Annotated in this window: 25 protein-coding genes and 6 tRNA genes; 5 read left to right on the forward strand and 26 right to left on the reverse strand. The window is 36.2% G+C overall.

Features of this window, described 5'->3' with window-relative positions; translation table 11 throughout:
- Nucleotides 1-16 precede the first annotated feature (16 nt).
- Nucleotides 17-643 (reverse strand): MBL fold metallo-hydrolase, encoded by a 627-nt coding sequence (locus AAIB49_RS02800; protein ID WP_339214669.1) that lies wholly within the window; start codon nucleotides 641-643, stop codon nucleotides 17-19.
- A 173-nt stretch (nucleotides 644-816) separates the two neighbouring features.
- Between AAIB49_RS02800 and AAIB49_RS02805 the strand changes: the two genes are divergently transcribed.
- Nucleotides 817-999 carry a DUF2759 family protein gene (locus AAIB49_RS02805; RefSeq protein WP_343457172.1) on the forward strand — a complete coding sequence of 61 codons (183 nt, stop codon included), beginning with the start codon at nucleotides 817-819 and terminating at the stop codon, nucleotides 997-999.
- Nucleotides 1,000-1,098: 99 nt separating this feature from the next.
- Here AAIB49_RS02805 and AAIB49_RS02810 read toward each other — a convergent pair whose 3' ends face one another.
- The 8 genes from AAIB49_RS02810 to rpmG all read right to left on the reverse strand — a co-directional run bounded on the left by AAIB49_RS02810 (nucleotide 1,099) and on the right by rpmG (nucleotide 9,065).
- The gene (locus AAIB49_RS02810; RefSeq protein WP_343457173.1) at nucleotides 1,099-2,964 is read right to left on the reverse strand and encodes an LTA synthase family protein; all 1,866 of its coding nucleotides are present in this window, start codon (nucleotides 2,962-2,964) and stop codon (nucleotides 1,099-1,101) included.
- A 159-nt stretch (nucleotides 2,965-3,123) separates the two neighbouring features.
- A complete protein-coding gene (locus AAIB49_RS02815) occupies nucleotides 3,124-4,086 on the reverse strand; it encodes an ROK family glucokinase (RefSeq protein ID WP_343457174.1) in 963 nt (320 codons plus the stop codon).
- On the reverse strand, nucleotides 4,086-4,295 hold the full coding sequence (locus AAIB49_RS02820) for a YqgQ family protein (RefSeq protein ID WP_186869914.1): 210 nt from the start codon (nucleotides 4,293-4,295) through the stop codon (nucleotides 4,086-4,088). Before AAIB49_RS02820 ends, AAIB49_RS02815 begins: the two co-directional genes overlap by 1 nt.
- Nucleotides 4,296-4,369: 74 nt before the next feature.
- Complete coding sequence (locus tag AAIB49_RS02825; RefSeq protein ID WP_343457212.1) at nucleotides 4,370-5,827, reverse strand: spore germination protein; 1,458 nt, start codon at nucleotides 5,825-5,827, stop codon at nucleotides 4,370-4,372.
- A 513-nt stretch (nucleotides 5,828-6,340) separates the two neighbouring features.
- Nucleotides 6,341-7,885: a rhomboid family intramembrane serine protease gene (locus AAIB49_RS02830; RefSeq protein WP_343457175.1), complete on the reverse strand. Its 1,545-nt coding sequence runs from the start codon at nucleotides 7,883-7,885 to the stop codon at nucleotides 6,341-6,343.
- Nucleotides 7,886-8,016: 131 nt separating this feature from the next.
- The gene (locus tag AAIB49_RS02835) at nucleotides 8,017-8,214 is read right to left on the reverse strand and encodes a hypothetical protein (RefSeq protein WP_339214660.1); all 198 of its coding nucleotides are present in this window, start codon (nucleotides 8,212-8,214) and stop codon (nucleotides 8,017-8,019) included.
- 58 nt (nucleotides 8,215-8,272) lie between these two features.
- The gene (locus AAIB49_RS02840) at nucleotides 8,273-8,830 is read right to left on the reverse strand and encodes a 5-formyltetrahydrofolate cyclo-ligase (RefSeq protein ID WP_343457176.1); all 558 of its coding nucleotides are present in this window, start codon (nucleotides 8,828-8,830) and stop codon (nucleotides 8,273-8,275) included.
- Nucleotides 8,831-8,915: 85 nt separating this feature from the next.
- The gene (gene rpmG / locus AAIB49_RS02845; protein ID WP_026681152.1) at nucleotides 8,916-9,065 is read right to left on the reverse strand and encodes a 50S ribosomal protein L33; all 150 of its coding nucleotides are present in this window, start codon (nucleotides 9,063-9,065) and stop codon (nucleotides 8,916-8,918) included.
- Nucleotides 9,066-9,240: 175 nt separating this feature from the next.
- Here rpmG and AAIB49_RS02850 point away from each other — a divergent pair, with 175 nt between their 5' ends.
- Together AAIB49_RS02850 and AAIB49_RS02855 are read left to right on the forward strand one after the other, a co-directional pair.
- Complete coding sequence (locus AAIB49_RS02850; protein WP_186869919.1) at nucleotides 9,241-9,450, forward strand: hypothetical protein; 210 nt, start codon at nucleotides 9,241-9,243, stop codon at nucleotides 9,448-9,450.
- Between the two features lie 23 nt (nucleotides 9,451-9,473).
- Nucleotides 9,474-10,046, forward strand: coding sequence for a hypothetical protein (locus AAIB49_RS02855; RefSeq protein ID WP_343457177.1), 573 nt, complete (start codon nucleotides 9,474-9,476; stop codon nucleotides 10,044-10,046).
- Nucleotides 10,047-10,091: 45 nt separating this feature from the next.
- Here the strand turns inward: AAIB49_RS02855 and phoU are convergent, their stop codons facing one another.
- The 12 genes from phoU to AAIB49_RS02915 form a co-directional block, all read right to left on the reverse strand.
- The gene (phoU, locus tag AAIB49_RS02860; RefSeq protein WP_339214655.1) at nucleotides 10,092-10,751 is read right to left on the reverse strand and encodes a phosphate signaling complex protein PhoU; all 660 of its coding nucleotides are present in this window, start codon (nucleotides 10,749-10,751) and stop codon (nucleotides 10,092-10,094) included.
- A gap of 138 nt (nucleotides 10,752-10,889) precedes the next feature.
- The gene (locus tag AAIB49_RS02865) at nucleotides 10,890-13,034 is read right to left on the reverse strand and encodes a peptidoglycan D,D-transpeptidase FtsI family protein (RefSeq protein ID WP_339214653.1); all 2,145 of its coding nucleotides are present in this window, start codon (nucleotides 13,032-13,034) and stop codon (nucleotides 10,890-10,892) included.
- Nucleotides 13,035-13,105: 71 nt separating this feature from the next.
- A complete protein-coding gene (locus AAIB49_RS02870; RefSeq protein ID WP_339214651.1) occupies nucleotides 13,106-14,380 on the reverse strand; it encodes an MFS transporter in 1,275 nt (424 codons plus the stop codon).
- 123 nt (nucleotides 14,381-14,503) lie between these two features.
- A complete protein-coding gene (sodA, locus tag AAIB49_RS02875) occupies nucleotides 14,504-15,115 on the reverse strand; it encodes a superoxide dismutase SodA (protein ID WP_339214649.1) in 612 nt (203 codons plus the stop codon).
- 166 nt (nucleotides 15,116-15,281) lie between these two features.
- A tRNA-Phe gene (locus AAIB49_RS02880) sits at nucleotides 15,282-15,357 on the reverse strand.
- 348 nt (nucleotides 15,358-15,705) lie between these two features.
- A tRNA-Ser gene (locus tag AAIB49_RS02885) sits at nucleotides 15,706-15,798 on the reverse strand.
- A gap of 8 nt (nucleotides 15,799-15,806) precedes the next feature.
- Nucleotides 15,807-15,883: transfer RNA gene (locus tag AAIB49_RS02890), tRNA-Ile, on the reverse strand.
- Nucleotides 15,884-15,892: 9 nt separating this feature from the next.
- A tRNA-His gene (locus tag AAIB49_RS02895) sits at nucleotides 15,893-15,968 on the reverse strand.
- 26 nt (nucleotides 15,969-15,994) lie between these two features.
- Nucleotides 15,995-16,071 (reverse strand) — tRNA-Met (locus AAIB49_RS02900).
- 7 nt (nucleotides 16,072-16,078) lie between these two features.
- Nucleotides 16,079-16,153: transfer RNA gene (locus AAIB49_RS02905), tRNA-Asn, on the reverse strand.
- Nucleotides 16,154-16,380: 227 nt separating this feature from the next.
- Complete coding sequence (locus tag AAIB49_RS02910; RefSeq protein WP_343457178.1) at nucleotides 16,381-18,009, reverse strand: Na/Pi cotransporter family protein; 1,629 nt, start codon at nucleotides 18,007-18,009, stop codon at nucleotides 16,381-16,383.
- 201 nt (nucleotides 18,010-18,210) lie between these two features.
- Nucleotides 18,211-18,846 (reverse strand): NfeD family protein, encoded by a 636-nt coding sequence (locus AAIB49_RS02915; protein ID WP_343457179.1) that lies wholly within the window; start codon nucleotides 18,844-18,846, stop codon nucleotides 18,211-18,213.
- Between the two features lie 78 nt (nucleotides 18,847-18,924).
- On the opposite strand from AAIB49_RS02915, the gene AAIB49_RS02920 reads away from it, so the two are divergent.
- Nucleotides 18,925-19,254: a hypothetical protein gene (locus AAIB49_RS02920; protein ID WP_339214646.1), complete on the forward strand. Its 330-nt coding sequence runs from the start codon at nucleotides 18,925-18,927 to the stop codon at nucleotides 19,252-19,254.
- A 43-nt stretch (nucleotides 19,255-19,297) separates the two neighbouring features.
- On the opposite strand, the gene AAIB49_RS02925 is transcribed toward AAIB49_RS02920, so the two are convergent.
- Nucleotides 19,298-19,669: a hypothetical protein gene (locus AAIB49_RS02925; protein WP_339214645.1), complete on the reverse strand. Its 372-nt coding sequence runs from the start codon at nucleotides 19,667-19,669 to the stop codon at nucleotides 19,298-19,300.
- 175 nt (nucleotides 19,670-19,844) lie between these two features.
- Between AAIB49_RS02925 and AAIB49_RS02930 the strand changes: the two genes are divergently transcribed.
- A complete protein-coding gene (locus AAIB49_RS02930) occupies nucleotides 19,845-20,129 on the forward strand; it encodes a DUF2624 domain-containing protein (protein ID WP_343457180.1) in 285 nt (94 codons plus the stop codon).
- 200 nt (nucleotides 20,130-20,329) lie between these two features.
- Here AAIB49_RS02930 and AAIB49_RS02935 read toward each other — a convergent pair whose 3' ends face one another.
- Genes AAIB49_RS02935 through AAIB49_RS02950 form a run of 4 tightly spaced genes read right to left on the reverse strand, consistent with a single transcriptional unit; the run spans nucleotide 20,330 to nucleotide 24,411 of the window.
- Nucleotides 20,330-21,223 carry a deoxyribonuclease IV gene (locus AAIB49_RS02935; protein ID WP_343457181.1) on the reverse strand — a complete coding sequence of 298 codons (894 nt, stop codon included), beginning with the start codon at nucleotides 21,221-21,223 and terminating at the stop codon, nucleotides 20,330-20,332.
- Nucleotides 21,224-21,241: 18 nt separating this feature from the next.
- Nucleotides 21,242-22,552, reverse strand: coding sequence for a DEAD/DEAH box helicase (locus tag AAIB49_RS02940; RefSeq protein ID WP_339214642.1), 1,311 nt, complete (start codon nucleotides 22,550-22,552; stop codon nucleotides 21,242-21,244).
- A 37-nt stretch (nucleotides 22,553-22,589) separates the two neighbouring features.
- Nucleotides 22,590-23,717, reverse strand: coding sequence for a Nif3-like dinuclear metal center hexameric protein (locus AAIB49_RS02945; protein WP_339214641.1), 1,128 nt, complete (start codon nucleotides 23,715-23,717; stop codon nucleotides 22,590-22,592).
- Complete coding sequence (locus AAIB49_RS02950; RefSeq protein ID WP_339214640.1) at nucleotides 23,701-24,411, reverse strand: tRNA (adenine(22)-N(1))-methyltransferase; 711 nt, start codon at nucleotides 24,409-24,411, stop codon at nucleotides 23,701-23,703. The genes AAIB49_RS02945 and AAIB49_RS02950 overlap by 17 nt, the downstream gene beginning before the upstream one ends.
- Between the last annotated feature and the right edge of the window lie 76 nt (nucleotides 24,412-24,487).

The following is a 24,487-nucleotide window of genomic DNA, read 5'->3' on the forward strand; positions in this document are numbered from 1 at the left end:
AGGGTTTTTGTTTTATCTATTTTTGGGGTATAAATGGGTTATACCTTTTCTCCTCACCAATGGTCGTTGTTGGGCCATGCCCCGGATATACCGTAATGTCATTGGTTAATGTATATAACGTATTCCATATTGTATCTTGTAAGGTAGCAAAATCACCACCAGGTAGATCTGTCCTACCAATTCCACGATTAAATAATACATCCCCACTGAAAATTACCTTTTCCGCTTGCAATAAAAAACTTATACTTCCTGGCGAATGTCCTGGGGTATACAATACGTCGAATTCAAATGGACCAATAGAAAAATTACCGGGCCCTAGAAGGACATCTGGTGCGGAGGTGATGATTTCCTCACCAATAAAAGCTAGAGAACGATTAAGGCTAGGATCCTCTAACCATGTCGCTTCTTCCTTATGCATATAGACCTTTATGTTGTAATGGGTACGTAACAGCTCAACCGCTCCAATATGATCAAAATGAGCATGGGTTAACAGGATTGCAATCGGCTCCAGATTATTTTCTGTCAACCAATTCATTAATCGCTTTCCATCCCCACCTGGATCAATTATGATGACTTGTTCCGTATTATGTACAAGATAACAATTCGTACCAAGTGGCCCTAATTGGAATTGCTTAATTTCCATTGATTGTCTCCTCCTATCTTGAATGTGAAGAAATTAGAAATATTTTGTGATATTCTCGACAAAACCATCATTTTATACTAGAATAAATGTGGTAGTATGATACATATTAATATAAATAACGTAATGAAACAAACAAAGATGATTAGCTTAGTATAAGGAGGTTTATTGTAACGATGTCACTACATATAGTATTAGGTATTATCTTTTTAGTAGTTGCAATTGTAGCAGTTGTTTCTTTTGTAAGACAGCTAAAATATCGTAATGTTTTAGCGCTAATCTTTTCCGCACTAACTGTTTTAGCATTTGGATTTTTCTCTATTGGCACCATTATTTCTGCTATAAAGGAATCACTATAATAAGAAGAAAAAACTACACATTCCGTTTCTGATGTGTAGTTTTTCTTTATTCATGAGACATATTAAGCTTTCTATATACCTCTATTGCGTTATGACATGTTATCTAGAGTCAATAAAACGAAACAAATCTCCGTAGATAATACTATCTGAATACTCCAGTTCTTTCTTGATTGTTTCGCTAAGCTCAAAGCATGTATCCGCCTCTTCTAGAATCTCACCACTAGTAAAGTCATAGCAGCTATCATTCGTATAGATATAGTCTTCCGTGATAACGTCCCCATTTCGAAGCGCAATATAATCCTTTCGATCATCTACAAATAAATCATTACCAAAATAAATATCGTCTTTATGTTCGATACCTAAAAGACTGAGGATTGTCGGCTTCAAATCAATTTGTCCGCTAATGGTTGACCTTACTTCGCCTTTTCCATGACCAGGGATGTGAATGAATAAAGGTACACGCTGTAATTGTACATGGTCATATGGTGTTATTTCGTCCTTCTCTAAATACATGCTCATCGCCTTATTATGATTAGAACTAATGCCATAATGATCACCCATTATTATGATAATCGACTTATCGTAGATACCTGAATCTTTAAGCATCTGGAAGAATTCCTCAATAGATTCATCCATATAACGAACTGTTGGAAAATAATTATTCAGTGTATTAGAATTGGAATCATATCGTTCGATTGATTTATCCATCTCATCGAGTTCGAATGGGAAATGATTGGTTAAGGTTATAAATTTTGCGTAATACGGTTCCGTAAGCGTAGTCAGGTATTTCATTGACTGCTCAAAGAATGGCTTATCCTTTAATCCCCAACCAACACTATTATAATCATTTACTTCATATGCATCGACATCATAGAAATGATCGAAACCTAAACTCGGATACATTTGATCCCGATTATAAAAGCTATCATTATTCGCATGGAATACTGTCGTATAATACCCTTCATTCCCAAGCATTTCAGGTAATGCATAATAATCATTTTGGGCATGGGTATAGAACACAGCACCTCTTGGAAGCGGATATAGTGAGTTTTCTGTTAAAAACTCAGAGTCAGATGTCTTCCCTTGCTCTGTTTGGTGATAGAAATTCTCAAAATAATACGTGTCCTCATCTTCAACTAAACGATTAAGAAAAGGTGTAACTTCTTGACCATTCACCGTGTTATTGATAACAAAGGATTGTAATGATTCAGCAGAAATAAATATCACGTTCTTATCTTTTGCTACCCCGAATAATTCTGATTCCGCATTCGTTTCAATGACATTATCTACATACTCCTTGATAGTGGGTAACTCACTACCGTCAGCAAATACATGCTGTGTTTTTACCTTTGAATGTAATACAACATCATAAACATGGTAATTAAATAACCCAATATATTTCACTAGGTATTCCCTATCAAATGCCCTTGTAAATAGCTGTGGTCGCTCCATTTCTGCAAGGAAGAAATTCCCAACTAAAAGAGCTAATGATAATGCTAATGCACATACCTTACCACTTCTTGGGTATTTCGTTACCACAAGTTCTTGATGTTTCTTACTCAAATACCAAATGATAATCACATCAAGAAAAAGTAAAATGTCATACACCTTAATGAGAGATAAAATGCTAGATCCTAAATCTCCCATCGTTCCGCCTTGGATTAATTGTGGAACTGTAATGAAATCAGAGAAAGATCGGTAGAATACTAGATTGGCAAAAATAATGAACGTGCCGATCAAGATCATATAACGCACATACTTCATTTGTCTTTCCGGCTTCGTAATCCAAACGCTCAAGCCAAATATTAAAAAGGCTGAAACAAATGGGTTAATAAATAAGATAAACTCTTGCATGGAATTCTCTAAATCCAATGAAAATAAAAAACGATAGACAATATATGTTTTTAAACCGAATAATAGAGTTGCTAAAACATATAAAGGAAGCCTTATTCCTTTACTTTTCATCCTATTTCCTCCTAAGAAATTACTGCTTTACTATATGTTTTTCAAGCTAGTATTGTTAGGACATAAAAGTCAATCACGAAAAACATGCTATCCTATTAGACGTTTTAGTTAACAAAAAAGTTTCAAAATAATGACATTTCATAGGAGAAAAATTAATTACTAGTTACTATTTTCTATTACTAAATACGCTGCACCAATGATTCCAGCATCATTACCTAGTTCTGCTATTCGAATTTCACATGCTCTACTTGTTCTTGCTAAAGCATATTTTGTAAACGATTTCTTAACAGGTTGTAATAATTGATCTCCAGCCTTTGACACGCCTCCACCAATTAATATTTTGGATGGATTTACTGTTACAGCTAAATTAGCTAACACAAGGCCTAATATGTCTGCTGTATGGTTAACGATTTGAATACTATTCTCATCACCATTAGCGGCTAGTTCAAATATATGCTTAGCCGTGATCGCTCCGTACTGGTTCTGTATATGAGCTAGTTTGCAGCTTGGATCGTCTTCGATAAACTTCTCAGCTTGACGAACAATTCCGGTAGCAGAAGCAATCGTCTCCAAACATCCCTTACGACCACAATTACAAGGATAGCCATTTGGATCAACCGTAATATGTCCAATTTCCCCTGCAGTCCCATTAACACCATTTATAATCTTGCCACCAGCTATTACTCCTCCACCTACGCCTGTTCCTAGAGTAACAGCAAGAATATCATTGGATTGGTTACCCGCACCTAACCAATTTTCACCTAAAACAGCAATATTGGCATCATTTTCCACATATACTGGTAAACCTGTTTTACTAGACATATAGTCAGCAAGATTAAAATCTTTCCAACCAAGATTTACTGCTTCATACACATACCCTTTTTCGCCATCAATAAAACCTGGCGCTCCAATTCCTATTCCAAGAACATCATGCAAATCAATAGCTAATTCTGTCAATCTACCTAAGACAGATTCCCAGATGTCGTTCATAACAGCGGTATCGTCAGAAGATTTATTTGTTTCAATTTCCCATTTTTTCATGATTTCACCGCTAGCTTTGAGGATACCGATTTTGACGGTAGTACCTCCTATATCTACTCCAACAATAATTGATTTATTCATTATTTCTCACCTTTTTCAGAATGAAGTTTGTTGATTTCTTGACGGATAATTAATAGAGATAGTCTATAGTCCTCTACATCAATAAGTCCATATGAATATAGTTCTTTTATCTCTGTTTGCATTAATTCCAAATCTGCTAACCGATTACCCGTATAGATAAACGTGCCAAAACGCTTAAGTAGTTGTAGTACATCATACAAAGTATTCATTTAAATCACCAAACTTTATTATACCAAATGAAGGAAAAAGGATATAGTCATAACAACAAAAGACCCAGCCGAAATTATCGATCTGGGTCTTGGGGATGTAAAATGGTTGGTCTTTTTCGTTTAAGAGGGATTGGCGTTCGAATAAATACATCTCGAAATGCTCGAAACGAAAATGGTAATACAGGCCAGTAATAAGGTATTTCGAAAGATTTCATCCGCACTGTATATAAAATCCATAATAGTGTTCCTACCATATAACCATTCACACCAAAGGCCGCTGTTACCATTAACAAATATAAGCGAACTAGACGATTTGCAAGGCTCATTTCATAGCTAGGTGTCGCATAAGTACCAATGGCAGCTATTGCTAAATACAAGATAACTTCATAGGAAAATAATCCTACTTCTATAGCGACTTGCCCTATTAGTATAGCTGCAACTAAACCAATTGCTGTAGCTAAGGATGAAGGAGTATGGATGGCAGCCATTCTTAGCATATCAATTCCGATTTCAGCGATGATAAACTGTATTAAGATTGGTACTGCCCCCACATCACTCAAACCAATAAATCCTAGTTCTACTGGTAGTAGCTCTGGTTGGGTCGAGAATAAAAAATATAACGGTAAAATAAAGATGGATGCCCATACTGCAATAAACCTTACAAAACGAAGATATGCTCCAACAATAGGCTTTTGACGATATTCCTCTGCATGCTGTAAATGATGCCAATAGGTAGTCGGTGTAATAATTACGCTTGGTGATCCGTCAATAATAATTAAAACATGACCTTCATATAAATGCGTTGCAGCTGTGTCTGGTCTTTCTGTATACCTTACTGTTGGGAAAGGATTCCAGTGTCTTCCACTAATATATTCTTCCACCGTCTTCTCCGCCATCGGAAGACCATCCGTGTCAATTTCTTTTAATTTATTCTTAATGTCCGCCACTCTCTTCTGGTCGGCGATATCTTCTAAATAACAAATGCAGATATCCGTTTGCGACCTTCTTCCGATTTGCATATACTCCATCCGTAATGAGCGATCACGTACTCTCCTTCTCGTCAGAGCAGTGTTAAACACGATTGTCTCTACATAACCATCTCTTGACCCTCTTACTACCCTTTCTAAATCAGGCTCGCCAGGTGAACGTACAGGGTAAGTTCTAGCATCAATAATAATAACCTTATTGACACCCTCAACAAGTAAGGCGGTCGGTCCACCAAGAATAGTATCGGCAGCCTGATTTAAGTCATCAACCTCATCTAATTCTACATAAGGAAGATATCGTTTTAATAATTTCGTCAGTGCATCTGGCTCTAAACTATCTGGTTCGAGTTTAGCTAAAAATTTCATAATCAGATGCAATATGTCATCTTTTACAAACCCATCAATAAAGAACATGGACATGTTTCTTCCTGCATATTCTAAATCTAGATGGACAATATCGAAGTTTTTATCTACTTGTAATCGTTCTTGGATATAAGCATTGTTCTGTTCATAATTTGAGAATAGTGGTTGTTTGTCGTTTTCCATAGTTCCTCCATGAAAACCATTGATAAGAATAGTTTTCGCTTGCCATGCAATTCTATTCATAACGGCCCTCATACTTACCTGTACACGAGGACATGGAGAAACTATAATTGTTAGGTTGATTTGGATAGATTCATCCAAAATAGAATCTAACGTTTCTTATACACTTTGTATGCCCTTTATACGCAGAAGAGGCTGGGACAAAACAAAAAAAAAAGTAATAAAAAACGAACAATCACTATCATTACCCGGAAATATACGGAGACTCCTGTGGGAGGACAGGGCACTGCCTGAGACCCCGGAAGAGCTTTAGCTCTGAGGAGGCTCACCAGCCGCCCACGGACGCGTAGTATATTTCCGGGGCGGGTCTGATGCGCTAACTCTAATGTTCGGTTTATCCTTTGTTAGAAATAGTTTTGTCTCATCCTCTTCCTGTACACCCTCTCTCTCCGGAGGCTATGTACAGGGAAGAAGCTATAGAAACGGGTATTCCATATTAATCCTATAAGCAGGAAATTAATCTTTTGAGAGTTTTTCATACATTTCCTTAATTTTATCATCTGTTGGACTTGCTTGATAAGCTGCTTCAATCATCTCTCCTGCACGTTCATCCCCTATTTGATCATACAGAATTGCCAAGTTGTAATACGCCTCTGGTACATCACTTGGTTTATCTAATAGTTGGATGCATTTTTCTAAATCGGCAATTGCTGAATCAATTTCGTTTAAGTGGATATACGCATAAGAACGTTGAAATAAAAACATAGCTTCAAATTCCTCGGGATTTTCCAATCCTTTAGTAGCACTTGTTACAACATCTTCATACCGTTCTTCCTGGATTGATTGCTCCATATTTTGGAGGAGATAGATAGGATTCGCTTCATTCTGATGCATTCCATATATAAACATTCCGATGCACAGTGCAACATAAATAACTAAGGCACCAAGCTGCAATGGAACATTTTTTTTCTTTGGAAAATGTACGATACCAGCTACTATAAAACCAGCAACTAATCCTCCCATATGTGCCGAAACATCTAACTGTGGCATAGCAAATCCTAATAAAATGTTAATGCCTAACAGAATCAAGATATCTCTGCCAATTGTTTGTAGAAAAATACGTCGATGAAATAAGCCAAAATATATAAACGCACCAAATAATCCATACAAAGCTCCAGATGCTCCAGCGGATAAGTTAGTTACAAAGGTAAAACTAGCGATACCCCCACCTATTCCTGCAAGCATATAGATAACGAAAAATCTTGCAGAACCAAATATCCTCTCTGCTAAAGAACCAAAAAAATAAAGGAATAACATATTGGAGGCAAAGTGTAAGAGGCCAATGTGTAAAAACATGGAGGAAATAATCCGCCACCATTCCCCATCCATAATTAACGGGTTATATTTTGCCCCATATTCCATCAATGTAACATTATTTTGACTACCTCCATTTAATTCTAATAAAAGAAAGAAAATAGCATTTATCGCAATAAGAAAATACGTAATAAACGGCTTTCCATAATTAAAAACATTACGCTCTTGTTTTTGTTTTTCCTGAACTTTATGAAACAATTCAACTTTATATTGCTGAGTAGTTGTTTCCATCAGCTCCTCACTTATAAGATCTTCATCGTTTGTAAACGTGACTCCAATATTCTGTCCTAATCTATTTCGTTCTGTTTCTATTTCATCCCCAGATAAGTAATATATCTTCATTTGAATCGGATTTTTATCCTGAACCGTCAATGGTTTTTTCAGTATTTCCCAGCTGTCAATTGGTGAATGTGGGGAAATATAAACATTATGTATTTGAATATCTTTACCTTTTAACAATTTTCTCAGTGCACCAGCCTTTTGAAATACGATGCCGATGTCTTTCTTGAGATGGTTTTTCCAATCAAATCCGTTCGCAGATAACCGAACTACTGTAGAGGTCTTATTTTCATACTTCTCTAACCATATTTCCTCCACTTTATTGTTAAGGTATAACACATCATAACGATGTTCCTTAACCAATTGCTGGGCTATTGAGTACATTAGATAAATTTCGTTGTGCTCCATTCTTTCCCCTCCCCTTACATCATATCAAATTCAACGAATAAATGCTGAATCTAAAATTTGCCTCTATTTATCGTTCTAGTCGTTGATTATATGTTATGACAAAAAAAGAAGCTGTATAAAACCAGCTCCTTTTACGTGGTTGAATCGGTTGATTCCTTGAAAAAGCTTGGGAGAATATTCTTCCGGATAGATGGTAAATTCATGGATATGGAAACAGCTATTTTTCTTAAGAAACTCACCGCTAACATGGCGTTCATGATCTTATAGCGCCATTTATAAACGACAGAAATCATGGTTATAAATATTGTTAATATCATCAATACTCTCATCTAAACACCCCTTCAAAACTGTGGTGTTTATAGTCTTATCCTTCTAGTCAAAAATATTCTATTTAATCAACCCATGCTCAGATAACAAATGCTTTACTGCAATATCATGCGCTTCAACCGATATCCTTTCCACAAGTTGTATATTACTCAGGATAGCAATGGTATTACCTTGATAGGAAGCTAAAAATCGGTCATAGTACCCGCCTCCAAATCCAATTCGAAACCCATGTGAATCAAATACTACCCCTGGAACTAAAATTAGATCCATTTGATGCTTGGAAAGGAATTTTTCTTCAATTGGCTTAGGTTCTAAAAGATTGGAATACACGGTTTCTAACTCTGAGAAGCTATGTAATCGATAGAAGGCCATTTCTTTCTCCTCTGGATAGCATTTCGGAACAGCCATTACTTTTCCCTGTCTCCAGCCCTCTTCAATGATTTCTTTTGTATCCCATTCAAATCCCCTTGATATAGTGACACCAATAATATTGGCTTCCTTCCAGTAGTCAGATTGGAATAAGTTGGTTTGAAGTTTTTTCTCTATCTGGTTTCTTTCCTGGTCAGTTATAGCTTGCAGACGTTGAATGACTTGTTTACGGAGTTGTTCTTTTTGCATGAATCACATCTCCTACTTTTGTCGTATTTAGTAGAAAAAAAGCTTGCTCCTAGCCATTGGTAAGAGCAAGCTTTTCCGTGAATCATTATTTTGTTTCACGGTGTAAAGTATGTTTTTTAAGACGTGGACAATATTTCATAAGCTCAATACGCTCAGGATTCGTACGCTTATTTTTTGTTGTAATGTAATTACGATCTCCCGTTTCAGTACAAGCTAAAGTAATGTTTACGCGCATGTTTTTCCCTCCAAACTTATAGTAAACTTGCATTAATCGCATCTATTAGTTCTTTTCAGACTTATTAATAATAGCAGATGTTTAGCAATCAATCAAGTACATGGAAAAAATTTATGGTTCCCTCGTGTCGAAATGTGTGATATAACTAATAATGTATATGAATGGAGGTTATAGAATGATTATTGCGGGAGTAACCATTGTTGTTGTTGCTGTTGTACTATTTGTACTTTCCTTTTTCTTAAATGACCGCTTTGAGAAAATTGAAAGTGAATTAGAGCAACTATCCATTTCGACAATGCAAGATACGTATCAGCTTAAGAAAAAAGTAAAAGTATTAGAAGAAGAATTACTTACAGAAGATTATCAAGAAACTGATGTTAATTAATCTATTAAAGTAAGGTGGAAAATATGAAGCAGACCATACGTGCATTTGCAGTAGGACTATGTACAGCAGCAATCATTATGCTAGTAGTCTCTTATTTTTCAGATGGCTCGAGTCAAGATTTATCTGACATGCCAATTGAAGATGTATTAAAACATGTAAAAGAACAAGGATATCATGTACTATCTGAAGAGGATTACATATCCTTATCCATGAACCACAAAGTGGAAAAGGAAGAAACCGAGAATTCTTCAGAGTCAGAAGAAGCTAATGAGAACGACAAAGAGGAAGCTAGTGATGAAGAGAAATCCGATGAAAGTGCTAGCGATTCAGACGAAAGTTCTTCTGAGGAATCTTCTAATAATGAGCCAGAAGAGGAACAAGAAGAAGCGGTTAAATCATATACGTTAACTATAGAATCCGGTATGCCATCCTCTGCGATTAGTAATCAACTTGAGGAGAATGGGATTATCGATAATGCAAGAGATTTCAGTAACTATTTAGAAGATAAGGGCTATGCTAATCGAGTTCAACTTGGTGAATTCACGCTGACTAGTGATATGAGTCATTACGAAATAGCAGAAGCACTAACTAGATAAAAGGAAGAGGATTTTAGGTATTAGCCTAATTCCTCTTCCTTTTCTTTAATCATTTAGATCTACTATTTCGCCTTTAACCAGAAATAAAATACTTTCCCCGATATTTGTAATATGATCCGCAAAACGTTCAATATATCGAGCACTGAAAGCGATTTGCATTACATATTGAACCTCTTCGGAGTTGATGGCCGTTTTACTCAACATATCCGTCACTACTTGTTTATAATGTTTATCTACTTTATCATCCATCTGTGCCAATTTGTGTGCAACGGTAATATCTTCTTGTTGAAATGCCATGATCGCTGTATCTAACATTGCTAAAGCAGTATCACGCATCGTCTTTAATTCCTTTGGTAGTTCTTCTAAATAGTGATCTCCTAAGCGTATCGTTGCTTTTGCTATATTCTTAGCATTATCACCCATCCGTTCTATATCGGTGACCACTCGTAACGCAATAATTAAACGTCTTAGATCAGTTGCAACGGGTTGTTGCTTAGCAATTAATAGAATTGCTTTATCATTAATTGCTGCTTCTTCTTTATCAATTACTTTATCATCTTCTACAACTTGTTTTGCTAGCTCTATATCTTGATTAAATAACGCATCCATACATTTAATTAATGCATTTTTAGCCAAATTTGCTAATTGGATGATATCTTGATTCAGTGTATCAATCTCGGAATGGAACTGTCCCCTACTAAGCATAAAATCGCTCTCCCCTAATTAAAGTACACCTATCATAGTCCTTCAATATAAAGGCTATATTAACTATATGTAAAGTTATTGTAAAAAATGTTTCCATGATAAAAACCCTAAGACTTTGGTACTGTCTTAGGGTCTGTGTTATTCGCTTTGATCTTCTTCTATTTCATCATTTTCAGTTGCTGAATTTTCATCGTTTGTACCTTTATCGCGTTGCTCTTTAAGTGTAAAATAAGCCTCCATTATTCTACGAGTAATATTTTGGTTAATTTGGTAATCCGTATTTGTATCTAAGTTGGGTACAATTACTGATAAGGCAATCTCAGGATTATCATATGGAGCATATGCTACCATCGTTAGATTAATGGTTTTGTATAACGTACCGTTTATCGTAATATCATTCTGAGCTGTACCAGTTTTCCCGGCTGCTTTAAAATTAGTGCCTCTAAAATAGCTATATGACGTCCCACCTGGCTCCTGATATACTTGACGGAAGCCTTCTTGAACTCTTGCAATTAGACTGTCATCCATTACGATTTTATTTAATACTTTTGGATTTACACTTTTATAAATGGATCCCATGTTCTCATCATTCGTCGATGGATTACGAACTTCCTTCAAGAAATGTGGTTGTACACGGTAACCACCATTAGCAATAGTAGACACATATTGAGCAAGCTGCATGGCACTAAACGTATCATACTGACCAATCGCATAGTCCATTAGTAAGCCGGCTTCTTTTTTAGGTCCCGTATAGCCAGTTGTTTCATTTGGATAATCAACACCGGTTTCTACACCTAAGCCGAATTGTTTAAAATAATTTCTCATTTGTTCAAATGCAGCCGGATCAAAACTAATCTTCTTATTTTCGTAATAATTATATTCTCCACCCATTTTCATCGCTATATAGAACATGTATACGTTGGAAGAACGTCTAAGCGCATCTAAATCATTAACATGTCCTAAATTTGTCCAAGAACCCTTTTGTGGGGTTCCGAGGATTTTAATTGGTGTATCATATACGCTATTGCCAGGACTGATAACACCTGATTCATATCCTGCAAGGACGGTAGCCCCTTTAACAGTGGATCCAGGTCGATAGCCGTCCGTCATTGTTCGAAAGGCTGAATCTACAATTTCATCTTGCTCAATCACACTAGTTTCTGGATCATCTAAATAACTCTGACCAGCAACTGATAATAACTCACCAGTATGTGGATTCATCACTACCGCTAAAGCATGTTGAAGGTATTTATTTTTCCCACCTTGTGTAGCAGCTTTAAGTTCTGATCTTAGTATTTCATCTACCATTTCTTGAAATTCCATGTCAATACTAAGAACTAAGTCCTTACCACTTTCACCAGGTACCACTACTTCCGAATCAAGAATGACACCACTTTTACTCATCGTATATTTAACCTGTTCTTTCCTACCTCTTAACAGGTCTTCATATTGCTTTTCTAATCCAGTATCACCAACTCGATCATTACGATTATAGCCCTTGGCTAAATAGGTATCAATCGATTCGGCCGGTATCCCCTCTTTTTCGGTTGTCACATTTCCTAAAAGATTTCGTAAAGTTTGTTCAAAAGGATATTCACGTACCCAATCTGTTGTGGCATTAATACCAGGTAAGGACGCTAAGTGTTCTGCAACTTTTGCATATTCCTCCGGCGTCACATTTTCACTTTTTACAATTTGAGGTGATAATGAATAGGCACGGTCAAGCTCTTTTTTAATGAGGATAATTTCAAGATCCTGCTCAGTAAGATCTTCATATTCTTCTTCCGTGATTCGCTTAAGTACCGTATTATATTGTTCCGCTGGATCCATTTCAGCAGCTTCCTCTGTAGTTAACTTCTCCTTTACCTCTTCATCATGTAAAAGGTACCAATACTCTTTTTTATCCCGTTCAGTTATTCTGTTAATTTGTTTTTTTCTTTTTTCAGGATCCGGGTCGAACATATCAATATATTTCGAAAGTTCCTGTGCAACCTTCAACCGATCATTTGCCTGTACACCTTTAGGTGGCGTATACGTAATGGCATACATCGGCTTGTTTTTTACTATTACATTGTAGTTCCGATCATATATCTCTCCACGCGGTACCGGTATCTTCGTTATATCTTCTGTTGTTTTATTTATTTCTTCCTGAAAGCTTTCCCCATTAAGTATCTGGACTATTCCAAGCTGTAAAATAAGCACCGCAAACAATAAAAATACTATAAAAAATAATATATTTAATCGAAAGGGAAGTTGGGCTTTTTGTTTTTTTTCCTTCTTCATATTTCTCCCCCATTATAAGCAAAATTTAGATTCTCTCTATCTCTATATTATAGCATTAATGATTGAAAAATTTAACGGTTTTTTTCATCAGTCACCTGATCTTTTATGAGTACGTCCTTTTTGTTTGAACTAGTTAAATAAATATTTCTGCCATAGAGATAAACACCTAAGTGCATAGCCCCAAATACAACAAGTAGAATAGGAATTATTTTCTCTGTTTCAAATATGGTGATACTTAAGATGAAGGTCATAATAGAGATAACTCGGCCAATATTCGTAAATAATTCTCTAACTACGATATATTCAATGCGTAATTCGCCTGCTTTCCATGCCTTTCCAATGACATCATATGTCATGGATGCATAGGGTACATTTACAATAGGGTATGCAATACCAATAATAATACCGTAGATGATTAACGTACTATAGCTAGCATGGATTAAAATAACGAATAATGCGAGGTATAGCATCAAACTACCAATCAGGATAGCCTTTTTACGCTTGGAAGGCTTTATAAATTTCGTAGCTAGAAAATAAAAAACAAAGGAAAAACCAGAGAAGCACAGATTAAACATACCAAGTGAAAGTTCACTTTGTGTCACGATATATACCCAGATAGTAATGACAAATAGGAAAATTCCCTCACGTAATCCCTGAAATAAATGAGCCTTCAGTATTCGATCCCAATTTTTATTATGATTCTTCTCTATAACGACACGCTTAAATAGATAATCACCTTTTGCAGGTCTTCTAATCAAAAAGAAGCTACAGGCTACCGCACAAATGAATAAAATGAAGGAAGCTGTAAATATAGTACTATACCCAATATTAGCTGGCATCTTGGAAATAATAAATCCAGCTGTAATTGGACCAATCATGCCACCTAAAGATTGTAAAACACCTAAAAAACCGTTAAAAAGATCCCGAGTCTCCGGTTCAGTAATCTCAAATGTTAGTACATTAAACGCTAACCAATAAAAGCCATAACCAATACCTAATAAACTTCCTAATAATAGGTTAAAATATGCTGCTTTCTCTCCTATCATAAGTACCGTTAAAAAAAACAACGATAAAAATATAACACCTAATCTTAAAACAATGACGCGATCCACCTTTTTCGCTATTTTTCCAGCTACTATAAAGGTAATCGGTTGAAACACAAAGATAGCAAGATTATAAAAGGCTATCGTGTAATAATTTCCTTCTGCTTGCTTCCATAAGTAAATATTTACAAATGTATTGGATAAATATATACCTAATGAATATAGTCCACCTATTACTAATAATAGGATCAAATCTCGATTGATTTCTGTTTTGCCGAAAACAAATTGTAAGCTTTTATGCATAGTGAATTGCCCCTTTTCTCTCTTTCCTTAGTGTGAGCAATTCAAATAGAGATATACGAAAAGAAAAAAGGATGTCACAAAGAGACTTATCTCTCTGTGACATCCTATTATCTATAAAAAACATTATTTAGCTTCACTGTAGTTTTTCGCAACTTGATCCCAGTTAACAACGTTCCAGAATGCTGAAACATAGTCAGGACGTTTGTTTTGGTAGTTTAAGTAGTAAGCATGCTCCCAAACATCAAGACCTAATACTGGTGTTTTCCCTTCCATTAAAGGAGAATCTTGGTTTGGAGTACTTGTTACTTCTAGTTCACCATTGTTTACTACTAACCATGCCCAACCTGAACCAAAGCGAGTTTTTGCAGCATTTTCAAATTCCTCTTTGAATTTTTCAAAGCTACCAAATTTAGCATTAATCTTGTCAGCTAGTTCACCAGTTGGTTCTCCACCACCATTTGGAGAAAGAACTTTCCAGAATAAGCTATGGTTATGGTGACCTCCACCATTGTTACGTACAGCAGTACGGATGCTTTCTGGTACTGCATCCAGATTGCTAATTAACTCTTCAAGGGATTTACCTGCTAAATCGGATTTTCCTTCAAGCGCAGCATTTAAGTTTGTAACATAAGTATTATGATGCTTTGTATGATGGATGTTCATTGTTTCTTTATCAATAGTTGGCTCTAATGCATCATATGCATAAGGTAATTCTGGTAATTCAAATTTTGCCATAATGAAATCCTCCTTCAATAATCTATTAGTTAGGGATAAAATACCCTTCACATGAAAGATTATCAGAGGTTTCCAGTTCTTGCAAATTATTTGCCCTTGTAACGTTATCTGTTGAGGAGATAGAAAAAAACCCAATAAAAAAAACAAGCGATTTGCTTGTACAAAATGGTGGCTTGGGACGGAATCGAACCGCCGACACATGGATTTTCAGTCCATTGCTCTACCGACTGAGCTACCAAGCCTTGCTATATTTCATAAAAAAACATAATAAAATTTTCTTGCCATGTTTTGACCCCTGCATCTTCTAGATTATTCAAGGATGTTTATGCTTCGGGGTTACTCGTAGGTTATTCGGTGGGTGTGTTGCTCGTTGCTCTACCGACTGAGCTACCAAGCCTTGCTATATTTCATAAAAAAACACAATAAAATTTTCTTGCCATGTTTTGACCCCTGCATCTTCTAGATTATTCAAAGATGTTTATGCTTCGGGGTTACTCGTAGTTAATTCGGTGGATGTGTTGCTCGTTGCTCTACCGATTGAGCTACCAAGCCTTACGCTATGATGTAAAAAAAGTATCATTGATTATGTATGGAGGAGGTAGAGGGATTCGAACCCCCGCGCGGTTTGACCCGCCTGTCGGTTTTCAAGACCGATCCCTTCAGCCAGACTTGGGTATACCTCCGAGTTATATGGTGGACCCTGCAGGACTCGAACCTGCGACCGATCGGTTATGAGCCGATAGCTCTAACCAACTGAGCTAAGGGTCCTTCGTTATATGGGGCGACCGGTGGGAATCGAACCCACGAGTGCCGGAGCCACAATCCGGTGCGTTAACCACTTCGCCACGGCCGCCATGATGTTTAAACTAAGATAAGTAATGGTAGCGGCGGAGGGGATCGAACCCACGACCTCACGGGTATGAACCGTACGCTCTCGCCAGCTGAGCTACGCCGCCATGTTGTTGGCTCCACAGGTAGGATTCGAACCTACGACCGATCGGTTAACAGCCGATTGCTCTACCACTGAGCTACTGTGGAAAATTATCAATCTTGTAAGTAAGAAGAAGATGTCTTCTCTTTAAGTGGCACGAGATATAATATAACATGTTCAATCTTTCGTGTCAACTATTATTCTAATTTAATTTATGTAAATCTTACTTTCTGTCGAAAACGACAATAATTACTATATCACCTTTATATAAAAATAGCAACAAAAATTTACAAAAAAAATAAAAAGAGAGGAAAAAACCTCTCTCTTTATATATTTAATGGTCCTCTAACACCGCTTCTGCAATGTTAACTGCATGATCACCGATACGTTCTAAGTTCGATATAATATCAACAAAGACGATACCTGCTGATACAGAACAATCCCCTTCATTCATACGGATAATATGCTTTTTACGATAGCTTCGTTCCATTTTGTCGATTTGATCCTCTTTTTGAACAACTGCCAATGCCTCTTCACGATTCCCCGTATCAAGCGCCTTAATCGCTTGCTTAACGGTTGACATGGTTAAGTCAAACATATTATTTAAATCCTCTTGTGCCCTATCCGTAATCACTACTTTATTAGATATTTTATAATCAATTAACTCCACTACATTTTCAAAATGGTCGCCAATTCGTTCAATATCTCGCACTGTATCCATTAATACCGTGTGCTTTGCACTTTCAAATTCAGACAATGAACCACCAGAAATGTCAATAAGATAATCGGTTATACTTCGATCTAAACTGTTTAGTGCGCCTTCAATCTGTAAAGCCATTTCAGCATGTTTCGTTTGGTTCGTTGATAAATACAAGCTTGTCTCTTCCATGCCTTGATATGCATATTCACCCATCCGAACTATTTCAGCCTTTGCTTGGTCAAGTGCTAGTGCTGAAGATTGTTGAATGAAAATCGGGTCTAAATGCTTCGGTTTGTACTCGATTGTAGTATCCTTTCCTGGTACAAGCTTCGTTACCATCCATGCTAGTAAGCCAATGAATGGGAACTGAACTATTGTATTTAGTATATTAAAGCTACCATGTGCAAAAGCAATGGTCATTTCAGCGTTTAACATCAGTTTCTCTTGTAAAAACATCACATATTGTGTGAATGGATGTAGTAATAATAAAAAGACAGTCGTACCTACTAAGTTAAAGATGACATGTACTGCAGCTGCACGGCGAGCAGCAACAGTAGCACCTAAAGATGCTATAACAGCTGTAATAGTTGTCCCAATATTATCACCAAAAAGGACTGGTAATGCAGCATCTAATCGGATGGCTCCTTCAGAATAAAGCCCCTGCAAAATACCAATTGTCGCACTAGAGCTTTGGACGATAACAGTAAACAGTACCCCAATAACAACCCCTAATACGGAATGCTCACTCATACTTAAGGTTAATTCTTGGAATGCTTCTAATGAACTTAAAGGCTTCATACCACTACTCATTAATTCTAACCCATAAAATAATGAGCCAAAACCAAACACGACTTGACCAATAGCAGTAACCTTTTGATGTTTAAAGAAAAAGATCATTAAGGCACCAATTGCAAGAATCGGTAATGAATACGCACCGACATCGATACCGATGATAAATGCTGTAACCGTAGTACCAATATTCGCACCCATAATAACACCGATGGCTTGTCTAAGTGTCATAAATCCGGCACTAACTAAACCTACAGTCAGTACGGTCGTACCTGAACTACTTTGGATTAAAATAGTCACTACTATACCCGCAAGTACTCCAAGAAACGGATTACTCGTAAAACGGTCTAAAATTTCTCGCAAACGATCTCCGGCAGATTTTTGTAATCCATCTCCCATATATTTAATACCTAGAAGAAAAATACCTAAACCACCGATGAATTCAAAAATCAGCGTCTGCACGTCTATTTCCAATGGATATTCGCCCCTTTAATTATGTTGTCTTATGTAACCCTTATTGGCACACCTTAATCATTATTGAAAAAAGAATCCATTTTGTAAAGTAATTATTAAAAACTTTACACAAAATTTACATTGAAATTCCGACAAGAAAGTACAAATTCATCCAATAAACGTATTGTGTGTAAAAGGCAAAAAAAAATTCTTAGGAGGCTTCTAAGAATTTTTTTTACGTTCTACTAATATTTTTGTTCCATCTACTTCCGTTACGACAACCTCTGTTCCTTTTGGTATCCATTGACCATTCGAAATAGCACTATAATCTTTATTTCCAAGTCGTATCGTACCAACCGGACGTAAATCATTTAATGTAACCGCTTCTTGATTTAATAACGTTTTATATTCAGCATTGATAGAATTATATCCAGCCTCACTAGTCAATTTATCCTTTAAGGTAATCTTATTCCACATATCTCTACGTTTAAATACTTTTAAGAATAACAGTGATCCTGCTGCCCCTAGTATTACCCCTAATACCGCATATGCTCCGGCGGCAAAATTTGGTGCCGGTAACGCAACCGCTGCGATCATGGCAGCCGTTCCAATAGTTGCTAAGGTTCCATCATTTAATACTTTACCATCTATAATGATAAGTGCAATTCCAATAAAATAAATGACAAGCATAAGAATAAGGGAGTCCGTTTCCAAATATACTGAAAAATAAACCGTTATAAATCCTATACCTAATAAAGCAAATATACCACGCATATTTACTAATATTTCTCCAATTAAAAATAATGTTGCTAAGCCAGTGATGATAATAGCAATCCACTCTTGAGAAAATATTTCCATATTCTTCTCCCTCTCCAAATTAATCTTACTTTATATACGTTTGTAAATAATAAATGGTTTCATAATAAGGAGTAACTCATGAAAAAATTTATTCTTACTGTATGTATTATACTATTATTGATTAGTATCTATAAAGACTTAAACACCGGAACTAACATATCAAAGCAAAATGAAAGTCAGGATTCTTCCCTAACTGAAAACACCGCTTTTGAACCAATCAAAATAAAAACAGAACGAGGTGACACAGTGCTCAGCGTCACCGAACGACTTAACCCAACGATACACAATATAAATATAGAACAAATACGCATAGATTTTTCTACATTGAATCCAACAGTAGACCCTGATCAACTGCAAGTGAACCGCTATTATTTCTTTCCAAAATATAATGGTTATGGAAATAATTAGTCGAAATATAAAAGAGGCCAGGTAGCGAACCTAGCCTCCTCGTCTATACGAAAGGTAATATAAACAGTGTAATGATAATGGAGATTGCGCCTGCTACGATTGCAATATTACCAAGGGTATTTGCATGGCGATTCTTTGCCATAAACCCTACAACAATCCCAGCACCGCCTAAAAGAATTGGTGCCCAGAAGAATGAGGCAATAGATAACACTAAGGCTATCCAACCGATTGAAGTATTCGCTTCACTTTTTTCCTCGTCAAGGGCTACATTTCTGTAGTCATCTGCTGTTAATTCAGCAGCTGTTTCCTCATCACGGCTACTGTAATAAAGTCCATCCACGTGACGTGATGAAATATCGTCTTCACCATGCTTCGGAGCGTTCTCCACATTATTGGTACGAATTTTATCGTCCATGATTGACCTCCTTCTATAAAATGATGAGGTGCAATTATAGTTTATGATGAAAAACGAATCTTATAATGTTACTTTTTACCACCGGGAGAATTAACCATTTTCCATAAAACGGTGAGAACAAGTTGATAAAAGTAGCTGGTAAGCATATAGTGGTAAACAAAGAGAGGTGTATGTTATGTCAGTGTTTATAAAACAAATTATTCTCAATAAAATGAGACAAATTACTGGGGAAGATATTTTACAATATTCAGGGGAATACGGGTTTACGATTACGAGACAGCAGGCCGAGGAAATTGCCAATTATGTTCATACTAAAAAAATTGATCCATTTGACAAAAGAGAGCGAGAAAAGATGCTCCACGATCTAAGTGAAATTACCGATCGCCAAACCGCCTTAAAAGCTGATAGACTTTTTCATGAATTAATAAAATCATACGGACTAGAGCATTTATTTAATTAAAAAAAGCTACCTAGGTAAGAAATTTACCTTCTAGGTAGCTTATCTATTTACGCATGATAAAACAAGTTTAAGTAAAGAACAAGAGGCTGAGACAGCGATACTCGAACCGTATCCCAACCTCTATGGCTTAATAATCGAATTAAACCGGACACTAAACATCATGATAAACTTGCTAATCATCGTCTTGGCATCTCGTTAATTTATTGATTCATAATTAATTCTTGTAATTCCGGGTTAAATGACCCATTTCGAATCATTTCTATTTCAAATTTATATGGCGCTTTTTTACTCTTCTTGTCTAAACCTACATAAGGTGTTTCCAATATTTTAGGTAGTGTCGCTAATTGCGGGTGATGGATAATATAATGTAGTGCATCAAACCCAATATGGCCAAACCCTATGTTTTCATGACGATCCTTATGTGCTCCTCGCTCATTTTTAGAATCATTTACATGGACGACCTTTATTCTATCCACACCAATAATTTTATCAAACTGTTCTAGAACACCATCAAAATCATTCACAATATCGTAACCAGCATCATGAACATGACAGGTGTCAAAACATACGGATAACTTATCGTTATGGGTAACACCCTCTATAATCTGGGCAATTTCTTCAAATGTTCTACCTATTTCTGAACCTTTTCCAGCCATTGTTTCTAACGCAATCTGAACTTTATCATCTTTCTCTAATACTTCATTCAAACCCTCAATTATCTTTTGAATTCCTTCTTCTGGTCCAGCACCTACATGGGCACCTGGATGAAGTACAATCTGTTTTGCACCAATAGCTTCCGTACGATCGATTTCACTTCTTAAGAAGTTAACTCCTAATTCAAAGGTTTCTGGTTTCGTTGTATTTCCAATATTAATAATGTACGGTGCATGGACAACAATATCCTGAATACCGTTTTCCGCCATATGCTTAAGCCCTGCTTCAATATTTAATTCTTCGATTGGCTTTCTCCTCGTATTCTGTGGTGCACCAGTATAGATCATCAACGCATTTGCGCCATAAGAGACCGCTTCTTCACTTGAAGCTAGCAACATTTTTTTGCCGCTCATTGAGACATGCGAACCAATTTTTAACATAACGACTTTACTCCCCCATTATTTCTTTCTATTTTTACTTTTAATCATATTTTTCTTAATGGATTCCTGTTGTCTTTTCATCTTTTTCTTATAGCCCGGTTTTACCTTCTTAGGCTTACGAACCTGCTTCCATGCTTCTTTTTCAACCTCTGTTGTTGTCTTCAGACGCAGATTTCGTTCATTCCATGCTTTTGCATCTTTCCACTCGCCATTTCTTACATCATAAAAAACAAATTCTAATCCTTTTTGTTCAAGCTTTTCGATTAGCTTGATATCTTCTTCTCGATATAGGCTAATAGCAGTTCCTTCCATTCCAGCCCGTGCTGTTCTACCTACACGGTGAATATAGAACTCTTCCTCTTTCGGAAGTTGTGCATTTATGACATGACTTACTCCTTTAATATCAATTCCTCTTGATGCTAAATCAGTAGCAACTAAATATTGATATTTAAGACTTTGAATCTCTTTTAAAATCCGCTTTCTTTCCCGAGGTGTAAGCCCACCATGAATAATCCCTACATTAAGACCTTTTTCTAACAGTTTTTCATGAAGTTTATCTGCATTCTCTTTACCGTTAGTAAAAATAATGGCTAGATAAGGATTGATTGCCTCGGATAGTTGATAAATGATTTCATCTTCTGCACGATGCTTAACAGCAACTAAACGGTGCTCCATTGTTTCAGGAGATAATTCATTAGCAATCTTAACATGTAGTGGATTTTCTAAATACTTTTTAAAGAAGTGTTCTAATCGTTGTGGAATGGTTGCAGAGAATACCATTAATTGTATATCTTGCTTACAACGAATTAATAATTGATCTAATGTCTCAATAAAACCTAAATCAAGCATTAAATCCGCTTCATCAATGACAAAGGAAGTAGCAGAATAAATCGATATCGCTTCTTCTTTTACTAAGTCTAAAATACGACCAGGGGTACCTACAATAATATGTGGAGGCTCTTTCAATTTATCAATCATCTTTTGTTTATCGGTTCCTCCAACTAACAGCTTCGTTTTCCACTCCTCTTCTTTACCGGCTAATTTGATAATTTTTTTCACTTCATCATATAGCTGTGTCGCAAGTTCGCGTGTTGGTGCTGTGATTACACTTTGTACTTCTTTTTTACTCGCGTCTAATTGATTAAAGATTGGAAGTAAAAAAGAGTGTGTTTTTCCTGAACCAGTATGGGATTGTCCAATGACACTTTGCCCTTTTAAAATAGCAGGAATTATTTTCTGCTGGATTTCTGTTGGTTGCTTAAATTCCAAGCTTTCAATTACACCCAGTATAATTGGGTTGAATGATATTGATTTAAATGTCTTATTCATACGATTACTCCTTTAAGTGCCTTACCAAACTAAATTACTATCGATATTGAAAAGGGTCTGTATTCGTCTCCGAAACAATTATTTCAAGTGATTTATCTAAGGTTGCATCTTCTTTGATTTGTTGTTCTAAATATTGTTTCGTAGCAGACTTCATGACTTTTTCTATATAATGCCCAGCATCAATAACAGAAATTCCCATTTCAATCGCTTCTTGTGCTACATGGAATGTCATATCCCCAGTAATGTAAACATCTGCCTTCTTTTGTAATGCAGCGTGAATATAATTTTCACCACTTCCACCTAACACAGCTACTCTTTTAACTTTACGGTTATAATCTCCAGATACTCTTAAGTGATCCACCTCTAGTACTTGCTTTACTTTTGTCACAAATTCATCTAATGACGTTACTTCCTTTATATTTCCAACTCGGCCAATTCCAAACTTCTCACCTTCATTTTCTAATGAAATGACATCATATGCCACTTCTTCATATGGATGAGCAGCAATCATTTCTTTTAATACATTGGAAAGAATTGTATGCTGGACGATTGTTTCCACTTTCACCTCTGGAACCATCTCAAGTTGATTCTTTTTCCCGATAAAAGGATTCGCTTCATCTAAAGGCATAAATGTGCCCGTCCCTTTGGTCTGGAATGTACAATGACTATAATGACCAATGTGGCCAGCCCCTGCATTAGCTAGTGCATTTGTCACAACTTCTATATGGGTTTCTGGTATATAGACAACAACTTTACATAATGAATCTTCATTCGTTTCTATTAATACTTCCTTATCTTCAAGACCAAGTAAATCAGCTAATAAATCATTTACGCCACCTTTTGCAACATCAAGGTTCGTATGTGCTGCATACACGGTAATATCATGCTGAATTAGCTTTCTAATCATTCTTCCACGCCAGTTGTCAATATTAATTTGTTTTAGGGGTTTGAATAATAATGGGTGATGTGCAATGATTAAATCGACCTTATTTTCAATTGCCTCATCTACTACAGACTCTAGTACATCTAATGTAACCATGATTTTTTTTACTGGTTTATTGTATGAACCTACCTGTAAGCCTATATTATCCCAATCGTATGCGAAAGCTTTTGGAGCCCATTTCTCCATAAGGTTAAAGATATGTGCGTTAGTTGTCTTGGTCATAACGTAGCACCTCCTCAATCCAACTTAATTGCTCCTCAAATTTCCCTATTTTCATGGTATCTTGTACTTTAGCTTGCTTCATCTGACGAATAACGTTTGTTAATTTATCTCGTTCAGACTTCCATTTTTTAAAGAACAATGCATCTCGTCGGTTTAATAAAATCGGGCCAAAAAGTAATTGTTGCTCGGATAGTGTTTCCTTATCATTTGACCGTTTCCCAACAATAATTTCATAGATATGTCCATTTTCTTCTAGTATAGCTTCATCCCCAATAATAAAACCATTCTCTATGTACCAACTACGTACATTTTTTTCATCGACATTTGGCTGGGCAATAATTAAATTGACATTATTGAGCTTGTCCTTCCCATTTTCTAGGATCGAACGGATTAACGCTCCACCCATACCAGCAATAACTACCTGATTCACTTCTCCTTGTTGTAGAACAGCCAAACCATTACCTAATCTTGCTTCAATAACATCCTGTAGCTGGTAGGTGTTAATCGTATCGATTGCACTAGATAGTGGTCCTTCATTTACTTCTCCAGCAATTGCTCTTGCGGTCGAATCATTACTGCATACATAACAAGGCAAGTACGCATGATCAGATCCAATATCGGCAAAATGTGCTCCTTTTGGTAAATAAGAAGCGACCTTTCGCAGTCTATTAGATAACTTTATTTCCTCTGCCATAACTAGCCTCCTCTTTCAAATACATAATAAAAGAAAAGCTTTCTGTATTATATCAGAAAGCTTTCCCCGACACTAT

This window comes from Ornithinibacillus proteolyticus, from assembly GCF_039581225.1.
Classification (GTDB): Bacteria; Bacillota; Bacilli; order Bacillales; family Amphibacillaceae; genus Ornithinibacillus; species Ornithinibacillus massiliensis.

What these genes read in the sequence shown, in the direction of transcription:
- AAIB49_RS02835 (WP_339214660.1), bottom strand. Translation starts at nt 8,214, where the DNA reads ATGAGAGTATTGATGATATTAACAATATTTATAACCATGATTTCTGTC.
- rpmG (WP_026681152.1), bottom strand. Translation starts at nt 9,065, where the DNA reads ATGCGCGTAAACATTACTTTAGCTTGTACTGAAACGGGAGATCGTAAT.
- AAIB49_RS02840 (WP_343457176.1), bottom strand. Translation starts at nt 8,830, where the DNA reads ATGCAAAAAGAACAACTCCGTAAACAAGTCATTCAACGTCTGCAAGCT.
- AAIB49_RS02825 (WP_343457212.1), bottom strand. Translation starts at nt 5,827, where the DNA reads ATGGAAAACGACAAACAACCACTATTCTCAAATTATGAACAGAACAAT.
- AAIB49_RS02940 (WP_339214642.1), bottom strand. Translation starts at nt 22,552, where the DNA reads ATGAATAAGACATTTAAATCAATATCATTCAACCCAATTATACTGGGT.
- AAIB49_RS02855 (WP_343457177.1), top strand. Translation starts at nt 9,474, where the DNA reads ATGAAGCAGACCATACGTGCATTTGCAGTAGGACTATGTACAGCAGCA.
- AAIB49_RS02815 (WP_343457174.1), bottom strand. Translation starts at nt 4,086, where the DNA reads ATGAATAAATCAATTATTGTTGGAGTAGATATAGGAGGTACTACCGTC.
- AAIB49_RS02820 (WP_186869914.1), bottom strand. Translation starts at nt 4,295, where the DNA reads ATGAATACTTTGTATGATGTACTACAACTACTTAAGCGTTTTGGCACG.
- AAIB49_RS02865 (WP_339214653.1), bottom strand. Translation starts at nt 13,034, where the DNA reads ATGAAGAAGGAAAAAAAACAAAAAGCCCAACTTCCCTTTCGATTAAAT.
- AAIB49_RS02950 (WP_339214640.1), bottom strand. Translation starts at nt 24,411, where the DNA reads ATGGCAGAGGAAATAAAGTTATCTAATAGACTGCGAAAGGTCGCTTCT.
- AAIB49_RS02805 (WP_343457172.1), top strand. Translation starts at nt 817, where the DNA reads ATGTCACTACATATAGTATTAGGTATTATCTTTTTAGTAGTTGCAATT.
- AAIB49_RS02945 (WP_339214641.1), bottom strand. Translation starts at nt 23,717, where the DNA reads ATGACCAAGACAACTAACGCACATATCTTTAACCTTATGGAGAAATGG.
- AAIB49_RS02850 (WP_186869919.1), top strand. Translation starts at nt 9,241, where the DNA reads ATGATTATTGCGGGAGTAACCATTGTTGTTGTTGCTGTTGTACTATTT.
- AAIB49_RS02935 (WP_343457181.1), bottom strand. Translation starts at nt 21,223, where the DNA reads ATGTTAAAAATTGGTTCGCATGTCTCAATGAGCGGCAAAAAAATGTTG.
- AAIB49_RS02870 (WP_339214651.1), bottom strand. Translation starts at nt 14,380, where the DNA reads ATGCATAAAAGCTTACAATTTGTTTTCGGCAAAACAGAAATCAATCGA.
- sodA (WP_339214649.1), bottom strand. Translation starts at nt 15,115, where the DNA reads ATGGCAAAATTTGAATTACCAGAATTACCTTATGCATATGATGCATTA.
- AAIB49_RS02810 (WP_343457173.1), bottom strand. Translation starts at nt 2,964, where the DNA reads ATGAAAAGTAAAGGAATAAGGCTTCCTTTATATGTTTTAGCAACTCTA.
- AAIB49_RS02830 (WP_343457175.1), bottom strand. Translation starts at nt 7,885, where the DNA reads ATGGAGCACAACGAAATTTATCTAATGTACTCAATAGCCCAGCAATTG.
- AAIB49_RS02930 (WP_343457180.1), top strand. Translation starts at nt 19,845, where the DNA reads ATGTCAGTGTTTATAAAACAAATTATTCTCAATAAAATGAGACAAATT.
- AAIB49_RS02920 (WP_339214646.1), top strand. Translation starts at nt 18,925, where the DNA reads ATGAAAAAATTTATTCTTACTGTATGTATTATACTATTATTGATTAGT.
- AAIB49_RS02925 (WP_339214645.1), bottom strand. Translation starts at nt 19,669, where the DNA reads ATGGACGATAAAATTCGTACCAATAATGTGGAGAACGCTCCGAAGCAT.
- AAIB49_RS02915 (WP_343457179.1), bottom strand. Translation starts at nt 18,846, where the DNA reads ATGGAAATATTTTCTCAAGAGTGGATTGCTATTATCATCACTGGCTTA.
- phoU (WP_339214655.1), bottom strand. Translation starts at nt 10,751, where the DNA reads ATGCTTAGTAGGGGACAGTTCCATTCCGAGATTGATACACTGAATCAA.
- AAIB49_RS02800 (WP_339214669.1), bottom strand. Translation starts at nt 643, where the DNA reads ATGGAAATTAAGCAATTCCAATTAGGGCCACTTGGTACGAATTGTTAT.